At 38.8% G+C, this 11815-nt stretch carries 11 protein-coding genes, 16 tRNA genes and 1 rRNA gene; 4 read left to right on the top strand and 24 right to left on the bottom strand.

Going from position 1 to position 11815, the window contains the following annotated elements:
* Positions 1-12: 12 nt before the first annotated feature.
* Complete coding sequence (locus ACIQXF_RS22365) at positions 13-828, top strand: SDR family NAD(P)-dependent oxidoreductase (RefSeq protein ID WP_402787929.1); 816 nt, start codon at positions 13-15, stop codon at positions 826-828.
* Between the two features lie 147 nt (positions 829-975).
* On the opposite strand, the gene ACIQXF_RS22370 is transcribed toward ACIQXF_RS22365, so the two are convergent.
* The 3 genes from ACIQXF_RS22370 to ACIQXF_RS22380 form a co-directional block, all read right to left on the bottom strand.
* Positions 976-1251 carry a hypothetical protein gene (locus ACIQXF_RS22370; protein WP_402787906.1) on the bottom strand — a complete coding sequence of 92 codons (276 nt, stop codon included), beginning with the start codon at positions 1249-1251 and terminating at the stop codon, positions 976-978.
* Between the two features lie 154 nt (positions 1252-1405).
* Entirely contained in the window at positions 1406-2092 is a 687-nt protein-coding gene (locus tag ACIQXF_RS22375; RefSeq protein WP_402787909.1) for an ABC transporter ATP-binding protein, read from the bottom strand.
* Positions 2093-2095: 3 nt separating this feature from the next.
* Positions 2096-3130, bottom strand: coding sequence for an ABC transporter permease (locus tag ACIQXF_RS22380; RefSeq protein WP_402787932.1), 1035 nt, complete (start codon positions 3128-3130; stop codon positions 2096-2098).
* Positions 3131-3390: 260 nt separating this feature from the next.
* On the opposite strand from ACIQXF_RS22380, the gene ACIQXF_RS22385 reads away from it, so the two are divergent.
* Positions 3391-3783, top strand: a complete 393-nt coding sequence (locus ACIQXF_RS22385; RefSeq protein ID WP_402787911.1) for a DUF1259 domain-containing protein — start codon at positions 3391-3393, stop codon at positions 3781-3783.
* Between the two features lie 133 nt (positions 3784-3916).
* Here the strand turns inward: ACIQXF_RS22385 and thpR are convergent, their stop codons facing one another.
* Together thpR and ACIQXF_RS22395 are read right to left on the bottom strand one after the other, a co-directional pair.
* Positions 3917-4477 carry an RNA 2',3'-cyclic phosphodiesterase gene (gene thpR, locus ACIQXF_RS22390; protein WP_402787914.1) on the bottom strand — a complete coding sequence of 187 codons (561 nt, stop codon included), beginning with the start codon at positions 4475-4477 and terminating at the stop codon, positions 3917-3919.
* Positions 4478-4942: 465 nt separating this feature from the next.
* Positions 4943-5551, bottom strand: coding sequence for a prolyl hydroxylase family protein (locus ACIQXF_RS22395; protein ID WP_402787917.1), 609 nt, complete (start codon positions 5549-5551; stop codon positions 4943-4945).
* A gap of 510 nt (positions 5552-6061) precedes the next feature.
* On the opposite strand from ACIQXF_RS22395, the gene ACIQXF_RS22400 reads away from it, so the two are divergent.
* Positions 6062-7321: an exosporium glycoprotein BclB-related protein gene (locus ACIQXF_RS22400; protein WP_402787920.1), complete on the top strand. Its 1260-nt coding sequence runs from the start codon at positions 6062-6064 to the stop codon at positions 7319-7321.
* 325 nt (positions 7322-7646) lie between these two features.
* On the opposite strand, the gene ACIQXF_RS22405 is transcribed toward ACIQXF_RS22400, so the two are convergent.
* Positions 7647-8225 carry a TetR/AcrR family transcriptional regulator gene (locus ACIQXF_RS22405; RefSeq protein WP_387090865.1) on the bottom strand — a complete coding sequence of 193 codons (579 nt, stop codon included), beginning with the start codon at positions 8223-8225 and terminating at the stop codon, positions 7647-7649.
* Between the two features lie 247 nt (positions 8226-8472).
* Here ACIQXF_RS22405 and ACIQXF_RS22410 point away from each other — a divergent pair, with 247 nt between their 5' ends.
* Positions 8473-9666 (top strand): MFS transporter, encoded by a 1194-nt coding sequence (locus ACIQXF_RS22410; RefSeq protein ID WP_402787923.1) that lies wholly within the window; start codon positions 8473-8475, stop codon positions 9664-9666.
* A gap of 88 nt (positions 9667-9754) precedes the next feature.
* Here ACIQXF_RS22410 and ACIQXF_RS22415 read toward each other — a convergent pair whose 3' ends face one another.
* The 18 genes from ACIQXF_RS22415 to rrf form a co-directional block, all read right to left on the bottom strand.
* Positions 9755-10114 carry a hypothetical protein gene (locus tag ACIQXF_RS22415; RefSeq protein WP_402787926.1) on the bottom strand — a complete coding sequence of 120 codons (360 nt, stop codon included), beginning with the start codon at positions 10112-10114 and terminating at the stop codon, positions 9755-9757.
* Between the two features lie 118 nt (positions 10115-10232).
* Positions 10233-10313, bottom strand: a tRNA-Leu gene (locus ACIQXF_RS22420).
* A 47-nt stretch (positions 10314-10360) separates the two neighbouring features.
* Positions 10361-10434: transfer RNA gene (locus ACIQXF_RS22425), tRNA-Cys, on the bottom strand.
* 5 nt (positions 10435-10439) lie between these two features.
* Positions 10440-10514, bottom strand: a tRNA-Gly gene (locus ACIQXF_RS22430).
* A gap of 5 nt (positions 10515-10519) precedes the next feature.
* Positions 10520-10594, bottom strand: a tRNA-Gln gene (locus tag ACIQXF_RS22435).
* A 4-nt stretch (positions 10595-10598) separates the two neighbouring features.
* A tRNA-His gene (locus ACIQXF_RS22440) sits at positions 10599-10674 on the bottom strand.
* Positions 10675-10709: 35 nt separating this feature from the next.
* A tRNA-His gene (locus tag ACIQXF_RS22445) sits at positions 10710-10785 on the bottom strand.
* Between the two features lie 12 nt (positions 10786-10797).
* Positions 10798-10871: transfer RNA gene (locus ACIQXF_RS22450), tRNA-Trp, on the bottom strand.
* A gap of 13 nt (positions 10872-10884) precedes the next feature.
* Positions 10885-10968: transfer RNA gene (locus ACIQXF_RS22455), tRNA-Tyr, on the bottom strand.
* 10 nt (positions 10969-10978) lie between these two features.
* Positions 10979-11054, bottom strand: a tRNA-Thr gene (locus tag ACIQXF_RS22460).
* A gap of 9 nt (positions 11055-11063) precedes the next feature.
* Positions 11064-11139, bottom strand: a tRNA-Phe gene (locus tag ACIQXF_RS22465).
* A gap of 19 nt (positions 11140-11158) precedes the next feature.
* Positions 11159-11234: transfer RNA gene (locus tag ACIQXF_RS22470), tRNA-Asp, on the bottom strand.
* A 4-nt stretch (positions 11235-11238) separates the two neighbouring features.
* Positions 11239-11313, bottom strand: a tRNA-Met gene (locus tag ACIQXF_RS22475).
* 25 nt (positions 11314-11338) lie between these two features.
* A tRNA-Val gene (locus tag ACIQXF_RS22480) sits at positions 11339-11414 on the bottom strand.
* A gap of 14 nt (positions 11415-11428) precedes the next feature.
* Positions 11429-11503: transfer RNA gene (locus tag ACIQXF_RS22485), tRNA-Glu, on the bottom strand.
* A gap of 27 nt (positions 11504-11530) precedes the next feature.
* A tRNA-Ser gene (locus ACIQXF_RS22490) sits at positions 11531-11622 on the bottom strand.
* Positions 11623-11627: 5 nt separating this feature from the next.
* Positions 11628-11704: transfer RNA gene (locus ACIQXF_RS22495), tRNA-Asn, on the bottom strand.
* 16 nt (positions 11705-11720) lie between these two features.
* Positions 11721-11815: ribosomal RNA gene (gene rrf / locus ACIQXF_RS22500) — 5S ribosomal RNA — on the bottom strand; the annotation flags it as partial.

Here is an 11815-nt window from a genome sequence, read left to right on the forward strand (position 1 = left end):
CAATTACGATACGTGAGTTTTCACTTTTTTTCTATACTTCAATGTAAATTTATTGAATTTTTATATGGTCAACCCCAAGTTATGGTGAAGAGCCATGTATTTGTCATTATTGCCGATATTAACGAGCACGATGGTCGTCTTTTAGAAGTAGAGCTAAATAAAGATACTCCAAATGCTAGATTTGTACACGTAAATGTAACCGATTACAAAAGTGTTGAACGTGTCATTAAAGATGTATTCGAGGAATTTCATAGATTAGATTATTTATTCAATAATGCTGGTATAGCTATGTATGGTGAAGTTTATGATATGTCGATTGACGAATGGAAGGAAATCGTGGATATCAATTTATGGGGTGTCGTGTTTGGTACTCAAGTTGGTTATCAAATCATGAAAGATCAAGGATTTGGACATATCGTCAATACGTCATCAGCGGCGGGGTTAGGGCCATCTCCTATATCTGCGGCATACTCCACTACCAAGCATGCAGTTGTGGGCCTAACCACATCACTACACTATGAAGCTGAGGAATTTGGCATCAAAGTAAGCACCTTATGTCCAACCTTTGTGGATACACCTATTTTTGATAAAGCGAAAGCCATTAATATTGATAAATCGGCAATGTCCAAACAATTGAAAAAGCAAAAGATGATGTCTCCGCAGCAACTAGCAAAACTCACAATTGAAGGGGTACACAAAAATAAGCCTATTATTTGCCCAATGCCCATGCGTAAAACAATTGATGTCATCTTTATCATCTTCCCATTTTTACACAAGGCATTAATGAGAATGGTCTGTAAAGTAAGTCGAAAAGCTCGATTAACCTAAAACATTACAGGTAAAAAACCGCTATGGGCCGAGGATGGTGAATATGAAGGCGTATGGCTCTTTTGCTAATTCTCAGGAGTCTTTGCGGCTTTTTACCTTTATATACGAATTGATTTCCCCCTAAAAAAACATTTACTAAAGAGCTATTTAAACTTCATTTTTCTTAAAAATACCTATGAGTAGTACAATAAGACCTATGATAAACATCAATGGAAATAAATACATCATCAGAAGAGCTGCCCAACTATTTCTAACCATAATCCCATAAATTACGCCAATCAAAAAAGATAAGAATGGTGCGATCGCAAGCATGATAGTGAAACCCCAAATGATGTATCTTCCTTTCTTCGACTTTCCTTCACTTAATTGGAATGCTGCTATTAAACCTACTAAAACAATTAGTATTGCAATGACAATCGCCATTTCAAATCACCCCCTTTCTTTTCTTCTACAATATGCGTTATTCGTTTAATGATATAGTCACATATACACTGAAAACTAATGAAAGAATTGATGTTGTTTAATCTAAAAAAACCACAACCAAATAAAGCTGTAGTTGTGGGTTTAAAAATCTATTTTAGATGACGTTTTGTAATATTATACCATCACTCATTTTAATGATGCGATCTGTGTAAGTAAGCATCTCTTCATCGTGTGTCACCATTAGAGTAGTAATGTTTAAGGTTTTAGTCAGATCTCTAATTAATAACATAACCTCTTTTGATCTTTGCGAGTCTAAACTTGCTGTAGGCTCATCCGCGAATAGAACTTTCGGTTTATGAATGATAGCCCGGGCAATTGCAATACGTTGCTTCTCCCCTCCTGACAATGAAGAAGGATACGCATTTTTTCGATGGTCCATCCCTATTAATTTTAGAATACGATTAACTTCATTTTTTTGTTCCTGCTTCTTTAATTTTGATTCAGAAACATCTAGCATTAGTTGCAGCTGCTCCTCAACTGTAAGAAAAGGTACAAGGTGTGCAAACTGAAAGACAAAACCAAATTTACTGGCTCTTACTTTTCGAACCTGTTCAGAACTCATAGCAGTCATATTTTTCTCCTCAAATAAGACTCGCCCATCTGATGCAGGCTGGAGCCCCGCGGCAATTGTCAGAAGCGTACTTTTACCGGAGCCAGATGCACCTACCAATGCTGTGATTTCCCCTTCCTTTAGAGAAAGATTGACTCCTTTTAAAATTTCCTCCTCGACTTCGCCATTAGTAAATGTTTTTCTCACTTCATCAATGGTAAACAATGTCATATTTTACGCCTCCCCTTGCTGTATTGCTTGTAATGGTTCGATTTTTTTTATCTGTAATCCTGAGAGTGTGGCCCCGATAAATCCGATTATGAGGAATACGATCGATAATTGAGTAGTTGTTTCCATCGTTAAACTAAATGGCATTCCTTTTGGAGCAATTATATTAAAAGCCTGGCTTAAAGTTACTGACAAAACAAGTGAAATAACTGTAATAATGACCATCTGTGTCCATATCATGTTGAACAATTTGCTTGTTTTCAAACCAATGGCCTTAAGAATTCCGTATAAAGCAATTTTTTGAACATTCATCATATAAAAGAAGATAGCAAAAAGCATTCCGCTAATGACTATTAAAAACCATACAATCATATTTAAAGACATTTGTTCTGCATTATAGCTTGGAATGGTATTGAGAAATTCTTTATTTGAGAACGAATGTAATCCCGTATATTCTTTTGAAGAATCGCCATTTGGTACAAAAATCAGCTGCATTTCATCAACACGGTAAATTTCTTGATAATCCTCTTTATTAATATAAGCGACTGGCGCATGACTATATTTCTTTTGATCAACAAACCCTTTGACCATAAATTTGCCACTAAATTGATTATTCTTTAAAACATCTCCAACTTTAATTCCTTTTTCTTTTAAAGAGCTATCTAAAATAACTTCCTCATGTTTTACATTTGCAAATAATGTTGAATCCGTTGCGGTAGTAAAGGCAACGCTTTGCTGCTTATTGTCCTTATCATTTAAAAAGCCCATTTGAAGTGAAAAAGCTACAGCATTCTTTTCTTTGCTCAATATTTCTTCTTGAATTCTGCTATCTATTCTTGAAAGATTATACGTTTGATCTGCATCTTCATTCATATAAAATTGCCCTTGTGGTAAATCTTTAATTAAGGCAGCATTGTCCTGTGATAATCCATTAGCCAAACCAGAAATAATAAAAGTCAAAAAACTAACAAGAAAGACAATTGATCCTAGTATCAAAAATCTTACTTTATTTTTCTTAATTTCTTTCCAGGCAAGATTCATAGTTAACTCCTCCATTCCTTTTTTCACCTTTAGCATAAAATCCTTAAATGAACGGAAGATGAACAAAATATTAAAATTTAAACTTATACAAAACAGTCTTATTGGAAGTTAATACACATCACTAATTGTTCATATACAATAAGAAGTTTAATTTAAATTGAGACTCCATTAAATACACGATGGACTGTTAACATCCACTTGGAGTACATTACGTTTCAAAAATCCTCCCATACTCCAAATTTTAAAAAAGAGGTGTTTAAATGATAAATTTTCATGAATTATGCAAAAACGTTGCTATGATTGCTAATGGTAAAGCATCTATAAAAAATGGGATTTGTTCCGTAGAACTAGATCGCCATTTTCATGTTATGATTCAGGATCGTCCAAGTCGTAGTGCATTACCAGCTGGTATAACATTTGAATCACTCGATATACATGGAAATGCACTCAATCTTGGAGAAGTAGCAGTCTTACAAGATGAATTACAGTCATTTGTTAAGGTGCTTGTCGAAAATAATTTAATAGTAAGTGCCATTCATAATCACTGGATTTTTATGAACCCAAACATCTTATATGTTCACTTTCAGTCAGTAGAATCTCCACTATCCTTTGCTCAAAAATTTGCACAGGCCTTTAGTGTTCTGAAGAAATAATGGACAATTAAAAAAAGATGACCTCGATACTGCTGGAGTCATCTTTTTTATGTTCATTGCTTTCGTGTAAGATTGTACTGCTCCAAATAGGCTTCCACAAATATCTCGATTCTTCTATATCTTTGTTTCATTTTTATTGGTCATTTAAAGAAATGACAGCCCTTTTTTGATATTTTGGAATTTCCTCTAACTTTGACTCGTACAAAATCACTTCTTTTACTAGAAATTTTGGAAGCTGAAAATCTTCTTCTAGCAATACTTCAAACGGAAATTTGCCGAATGCTTCATCCCATTTTCTTGCAACCGTTATATGTGGTATAAAAGGTTTCTTATCTAATTCAAAGCCAGCTTTCATACAATCAAGGTATACTATTTCTCTCAAGGAATTTAATTGATGAGACTCGAGCAGATCCACCCATAAAATCCTTGGATACTCTTTTCTTCCAAAAATATTGAATCTTTGAATCTTTAATTCGAATGGAGGAACATTCATAAGATTTTTTTTGGTTTCATCAATTACAAACTTTAATTCATCATCACCTGCTTGACCTAAAAAAGCTAATGTAATGTGATAATCTTCTTGGTGAACCCATCGTTTAAAATGGAAATCTGTTTTCATTTTTTCACATCTCTCTTTAAGAGCTGCTTTAATAACTGGAGGAAGTGGGACTGCAATAAAAAAATGTCTGTTCATGTTCTTACCTTCCCTATGCTTATAGTATGACTTCAATCTCCTACCTTTAAAGAAATGTGGGATCGTGCTTTTTATAATTGACCGTAATTTTTAAAAATATACAGAAAACATTTTTGAGGAGATCTTAGATAAAACATCATCATAATTATCCACAATGAAAAAACGATCTTCCCAGAGGAAAATCGCTTCAAATTAGTGTTTAGATACCGATAGTCTGGGTCAAACCGACAATCCAAACGAACACGATTTTCACTAGTGGTATTATAACACTAGCGGAAACTAAATCAAAGAAAAGGAATCTAAACCCGCAAAAAGCCTTGTGAAATCAAGGTTTTTCGTGGGTTTTCCGTTTTTTTAAGTCTGTATATAGCTTCGCAGGAACTATGTTTAGAGAATAGTACTAGCTATCCTCTTTTCTTGGTTTTAACATAGCGCAAGAATACTTTGCTTTAATGTAGGAGAGGTTCATACTTGATATTGAGGTCGCTCACAAAACCAAAGTGTACCAATCCACTTTTCCCCATCCTGTAAAATTTTTGACCCATGTAATGATTGCTGGTCAGGTATAGATGTACCCGGTTGGCAGTTTTCAAAAACTAATAACGTGCCAGTTGTCGGAGAAACTTCGATATTTAAATTCGGAAAATATGTTTCTCCCCCAGAGACAACATCATTCAAATAAAAGAGCGCAGTATATAACCGTTGACCTGAACGCTCAAGAAACGGTTTATATGCTTCTTGTGTTAAATCATAACAATCCAAATGAGCATCAAATTTCCCGCCTACTCCATAATGAGCTACCTGTAAAGTTTCTGCGTAATGAATTGGTTGCTCAACAATTTCTGCAATTTGCTTACAAACGCTTTGTACAACTTCATTATGATCATGGCTAAACCAAGCCAAATCTGAAACCCTTATTTGAGAAACTTCTAACCCTGATTGACCTACCACAGTTGCTGGTGTTAACTGACCACATGCCAAATTAATCAAAGATTGACAAGCTTCTGGAGAGATCAGTGAAGGATAGCACCCGATAAACGGTTGTTGATTCAGTAGCTGTGTGGGTTTTTGCATAGTAATTCATCTCCCAACATGGAAATTATTCAGTCAAGTTATTTATATGTATAGGACTTATTTTTTTATGCTTATCACTTTTCAAGCGTTAGCAGAATTTCGTAAGAAACACGTAGAACAAAGAAACATTTTAAAATTTAAATGGCAGTGGCATTTCTTTTTTTATTACATCCTGTAAATAGTTCCTTGACCGCATCATAGAAAAGGAAAAGGATGCTCCCATGGAGGGATAAACTGCATTTTCTCTGCTTCTGTATTCTTAATAACGCCAGTGCAAGTTCTTTAATCACAATTTGGGATTCAAAATGATGCTAAAGAAGTGATTGATAATTAGGTTGTTATAACAACAAACTATATTGAATACTTAAGTTAATAAACAGGGTAGCATAGTTATTTTTGCGATCCCTGTTTTTTGTTGTCTATATACATAAACCAATGCAATGCAGGTGCATATTTCATTTCGTGGAGCATAATCTGCAATGAGATCAAAAAAAGAAGGGGTGAAGGTATTTGTCTTTTCCAAACATACCCAATATCACACCAGACATCACCATTACTAGAGAAGATGCTATAAATCTTATTTTAGCTTCTATCGCTATGGAAGAATTGGGATTGTCCCATATTATCAACGCAGAAGGCGAAAAAATCCAATTCGCGCTTGGCACACTTACAGGATCTACAGGACCTGCTTCATTAAGTGATATCCTTACTGTCAATACAGATGTACGCAATACTTTGAATACGATTATTAAGAAAGAACTTTTATTAAATAACAAACTAGAAACCATTTTAAGTGCACCGACATTAGCTGGTCCGACTGGTCCAACTGGTCCGACTGGTCCTGGTGCAGGAGTAACCGGGGCTACTGGGGCTACTGGGGCTACTGGGGCTACTGGGGCTACTGGGACAACTGGGGCTACTGGGACAACTGGGGCTACCGGCGCGACTGGTCCGACTGGTCCGACTGGTCCGACTGGTGTAGGAATAACTGGGGCTACCGGGGCGACTAGTGCAGGAGTAACTGGGGCTACTGGGGCCACTGGGGCTACCGGCGCTACTAGTACAGGAGTAACCGGGGCTACTGGTCCGACTGGGGCTACTGGTCCTGGTGCAGGGGTAACTGGGGCTACTGGGGCTACTGGGGCTACTGGAGTTGGAACCCCGGGTCCTCCTGGTGTTCCTGGTATTCCTGGTATTCCTGGTGCTGCTGGTGCGACCGGGTCGACTGGAGCTACTGGGGCTACTGGGGCCGGGGGAGTAGAAGTTATTATCCCAATTGCATCAGGTACACCAGTTTCGTTAGTAACAGCTTTGTTTGGGGCAGTAGGAACTCAGGGGGTTATTGGATTTGGTACTAATGGTACAGTGTCTGCTGTCATAGGAGGTACAATTGACATCGAAGGTGGACCGAGTTTACTTATAAACGAGGCATTCTCCATGCCACGAGATGGTACTCTGACTTCCTTATCGGCATATTTTAGTACAACAGCAGCTCTTATACTATCAGGTGTTACTACTATTACTGCTAGGGTGTACACGTCCCTAACACCAGATAATATCTTTAACGAAGTTGCTTCTGTTGTGTTAGCGCCAACCTTAGGACCTGGAATAATTAATATAGGTACTATTTCTAATGCAACTACAGTATTACCAAGTATACCTTTGACAGCAGGAACCCGTGTATTAACCGTATTTACTGCTGAGACAGATGGTTTGGATATTGGAACAATTGTTACTGGTTATGCAAGTGCAGGGTTAGGTATTCGCTAAACATTTCATAAAGTCAAACAGCTTATTAATTAAAATGATAGGCTGTTTTCTTATTTTAGAATACAAAAATGGTTGGTACTTATATCATTTCGCACAAGTAGAGCAACCAGTGTTTGTTCACACTACGTCAGGCTAAGAGGGAACTGCCATTAGCAGGTCTCAGAAACGTCCCCCGTCCCAGTCGGCTAATAAAGCCAGAAGCCAGTATGATCCCTCATCGAAATTCCTATCTGGCGTGCACTCCATCAGATAATGAGGTCGTTGACGGCCAAGTATTAAGTGGCCAATGAACAATAAGATGATTCGGTTAAACCTATTTTTACAACTAGGAAGAACGAATTCCTTCAAAAGCGTTTAATATTAATTGTTGTACATATGATTCATCTAATGTTTCGCCTGTCACCAGTAATCGATAGAAGATTGGACCGTAAATTAAATCAATACATATATCAATATCAATACTTTTTTTCAATTCACCACGTTGAATTCCTTTTTCCAAAAGACTCCTTGCTTCAAGTCGGCGGGGATGGAAATATCGAGTACGATAGGCATCTGCCAATCCCGAATCAAACTGTCCTTCACCCAATAGCTGTGTAATTATGGTTCCCTCCCGACTTGTCAAAAACATAGTTAAATTTGTGGCGTGAATTAGAATATCATTGTACGCCGAACCAGTATCAGGCACAGGCAATCTTTCAGAGGCAGCATAAAGGAAACCATCCATCACTACTGCAGCCTTGTTTGGCCACCATTTATAAATAGTTGCTTTGCTAACTTGGGCATATTCTGCGATTTTATCAACTGTGACAGCCTGAAACCCATTTTCCAACAATAAATCATAAGATGCGGAAAGGATTGACTTTTGTGCTTCTAAATTACGTGGTCTGCCTCTTTTTCCATTCATCATAAATACCACCTTTCTTCCGAAATTAATAAACTGTATGTTCAGTATATCAATTAAATAAAAAAACGGAAAGTTGAAATTGCCTATTTACAAAACTATACGTTCAGTATATTATATGGTTAATGATTTTATATACTAAACGTACAGTATTTTAAAATAAAAATAATTAACTAACTTAGGGAGGGAAACTACACAACGTATTATTAACAGTAAAGCATTATATTTCACATACAAGGAGTTGTACAAAATGACTGATATAAAGAAACAAACAATCGAAAAAAATATTCCTTCTTGGTTAACCATTCTTTTGGCTACCTCATGCGGTATCATTGTAGCTAATTTATATTACGCGCAGCCATTAGTTGGGGTAATTAGCTCATCAATCGGGTTGTCAGCAAACAGTTCTGGCTTAATCGTTACGTTAACGCAAATCGGTTACGTTGTCGGTTTACTATTTATCGTGCCTTTAGGAGATATTCTTGAAAATCGGAAGCTAATTGTCTCATCTTTACTTATGACGGCAGTTGCCCTTGCAATTACAGCAATGACGAAACAAATTTTGCTGTTCTTAGTCTCTTTATTTGTCATAGGTTTAGGTTCGGTAGCTACGCAAGTACTCGTACCTTTTGCATCATATCTTGCATCCGATTCTTCACGTGGCCGTGTTGTCGGCAATGTCATGAGCGGTTTGTTACTTGGAATCATGCTCTCACGTCCTTTGTCGAGCTTAGTTGCTGAGTTTCTTGGCTGGCATGCCATATTCATTTTGTCTGCTATAGCTATTATGGTTTTGGCTATTGTACTTTCGAAGGTGTTACCTAGAAGAAAGCCTTTAACCGATACACACTATATAGCTCTACTCGGTTCTATGTGGCATTTATTACGAACAACCCCGATTTTACGCCGTCGAGCTGCATATCATGCAGGTGTGTTTGCATCTTTTAGTTTGTTTTGGACAACAGTTCCACAACTGTTAACTAGCCCTGCCTTTCATTTTTCTCAGAAAGACGTTGCGTTATTCGCGCTTGTTGGAGTCGCTGGTGCAGTAGCCGCGCCTATTGCAGGACGAATTGCTGATCTTGGCATGACTAGACCTGCAACAGGAATAGCACTTTTTACTGTTGTCATTTCTCTTTTATTGCCGCTTATTATCCAGACTAGCTCACCTATTGGAATTGCTGTTCTCGTAGTTTCATCCTTATTATTAGATGCTGGGGTATCCGCAAATCTTGTGCTCAGCCAACGTGCGATTTTCTCGTTGAATCCCGAAGTTCGTAGTCGTCTAAATGGACTATTCATGGCAATTTTCTTTTTTGGTGGTGCAATTGGGTCAGCAATCGGGGGATGGGCCTATGCAATTGGAGGATGGAATACTGCATTATGGATCGGAATAATTCCGCCTATACTTTCCATTTTTTATTTTGCCATAGAAAAGCAGTAATTTTAAGATAGTTTTAAAGAACCTTTATCATTACTCAAAAAAAAAGCGAATTTGGAAGATATTAATTCCAAATTCGCTTTATTCTTAATCACATCAAACTAATATGCTTTATTTCTAAATTGATAAGTAAGCCAAAAAACACTCTTCCATTTTTGATATTTTTAAGTTTTATTATTTTTTTCATTTTTTTCCTCTTTCCCCAACTCTGTATACACGTGTATTCAATCAATGAGCAGTTTGTGGAGTTATTATCTGTTGGAAATTTATTAGGACCCCTGAAGAAGTGGTAACAATAGATATTTGAGATTTTTGGCATCCCGAGTGGTAAACTTCTCACCTGACAGTCTTCAAAAAATAATTTGAAGGCTTCTTCATCTGTAGTTACATATGAAGTTTTTGTAGTGATTCTTATCTCTTCTTCTGACAGCATTGTTCTCCTTTTACTCATTGCACACTACCCTCCGCACACTATTTGAATTGATTTTGTAGTGTAAAGGAAAACAAAAAGGACTCCACACAATTAAGTGTGAAGCCTTGATATGTAGCATTTTATTGCTAGTTTATGATACCGGTGGTCGGGGTCGAACCGACACTCCAAAGGAACACGATTTTGAGTCGTGCGCGTCTGCCAATTCCGCCACACCGGCATAATAGAGATAAAAAAAATCGGATAATCCGATTAAAAAATAAAATATGGAGGCGGCAACCGGATTTGAACCGGTGGTAAAGGTGTTGCAGACCTGTGCCTTACCACTTGGCTATGCCGCCTTACTTGGAGCGGAAGACGAGGTTCGAACTCGCGACCCCCACCTTGGCAAGGTGGTGTTCTACCACTGAACTACTTCCGCAAAAATGGCTGGGGTACTAGGATTCGAACCTAGGCATGACGGAATCAAAATCCGTTGCCTTACCGCTTGGCTATACCCCAACAATGGGGCGACTGATGGGAATCGAACCCACGAATGCCGGAACCACAATCCGGTGCGTTAACCACTTCGCCACAATCGCCATTGTTATATTATTTCTATTAATTTTATTATTGATGGGGCGACTGATGGGAATCGAACCCACGAATGCCGGAACCACAATCCGGTGCGTTAACCACTTCGCCACAATCGCCATAAAATTAATTGGCAGGGGCAGTAGGAATCGAACCCACACCAAAGGTTTTGGAGACCTCTATTCTACCGTTGAACTATGCCCCTATTACATTAAAACTGGTGGAGGGGGACGGATTCGAACCGCCGAACCCTAAGGAGCGGATTTACAGTCCGCCGCGTTTAGCCACTTCGCTACCCCTCCGGGAAAATCATGGTGCCGGCTATAGGAATCGAACCCATGACCTACTGATTACAAGTCAGTTGCTCTACCTGCTGAGCTAAACCGGCAAAAAAATATGGTGGGTCAGGACGGAATCGAACCGCCGACACTTAGAGCTTCAATCTAATGCTCTACCAACTGAGCTACTGACCCATATTTTTAAGAAATTAAATGGCGGTCCCGACCGGGATCGAACCGGCGATCTCCTGCGTGACAGGCAGGCATGTTAACCGCTACACCACGGGACCATTTTGGTTGCGGGGGCCGGATTTGAACCAACGACCTTCGGGTTATGAGCCCGACGAGCTACCACTGCTCCACCCCGCGATAATAAGGTGATTTATTTAAATAATGGTGGAGGATGACGGGCTCGAACCGCCGACCCTCTGCTTGTAAGGCAGATGCTCTCCCAGCTGAGCTAATCCTCCATCTGGGTATTAAATGGTGACCCCTACGGGATTCGAACCCGTGTTACCGCCGTGAAAGGGCGGTGTCTTAACCACTTGACCAAGGGGCCTACGTTTGGAATAAAATCGTTAAGTGCTGGCGGAGAGTAAGGGATTTGAACCCTTGAGACAGTGTTAACCGCCTACACGATTTCCAATCGTGCTCCTTCGGCCACTCGGACAACTCTCCAAGAATGGCTCCGAAGGCAGGACTCGAACCTGCGACAACCTGATTAACAGTCAGGTGCTACTACCAACTGAGCTACTTCGGAATAATTTTATACTATAGCCTAGCGACGTCCTACTCTCACAGGGGGAAGCCCCCAACTACCATCGGCGCTAAAGAGCTTAACTTCCGTGTTCGGTATGGGAACGGGTGTGAC

Source organism: Lysinibacillus sp. NPDC097231 (genome assembly GCF_044761885.1).
In the GTDB taxonomy this organism is placed as follows: domain Bacteria; phylum Bacillota; class Bacilli; order Bacillales_A; family Planococcaceae; genus Lysinibacillus.

Bases quoted from the DNA above. Each gene is read 5' to 3' on its own strand.
- ACIQXF_RS22370 (WP_402787906.1), bottom strand. From the start codon at position 1,251: ATGGCGATTGTCATTGCAATACTAATTGTTTTAGTAGGTTTAATAGCA.
- ACIQXF_RS22375 (WP_402787909.1), bottom strand. From the start codon at position 2,092: ATGACATTGTTTACCATTGATGAAGTGAGAAAAACATTTACTAATGGC.
- ACIQXF_RS22380 (WP_402787932.1), bottom strand. From the start codon at position 3,130: ATGAATCTTGCCTGGAAAGAAATTAAGAAAAATAAAGTAAGATTTTTG.
- ACIQXF_RS22385 (WP_402787911.1), top strand. From the start codon at position 3,391: ATGATAAATTTTCATGAATTATGCAAAAACGTTGCTATGATTGCTAAT.
- thpR (WP_402787914.1), bottom strand. From the start codon at position 4,477: ATGAACAGACATTTTTTTATTGCAGTCCCACTTCCTCCAGTTATTAAA.
- ACIQXF_RS22395 (WP_402787917.1), bottom strand. From the start codon at position 5,551: ATGCAAAAACCCACACAGCTACTGAATCAACAACCGTTTATCGGGTGC.
- ACIQXF_RS22405 (WP_387090865.1), bottom strand. From the start codon at position 8,225: ATGAATGGAAAAAGAGGCAGACCACGTAATTTAGAAGCACAAAAGTCA.
- ACIQXF_RS22410 (WP_402787923.1), top strand. From the start codon at position 8,473: ATGACTGATATAAAGAAACAAACAATCGAAAAAAATATTCCTTCTTGG.
- ACIQXF_RS22415 (WP_402787926.1), bottom strand. From the start codon at position 10,114: ATGAGTAAAAGGAGAACAATGCTGTCAGAAGAAGAGATAAGAATCACT.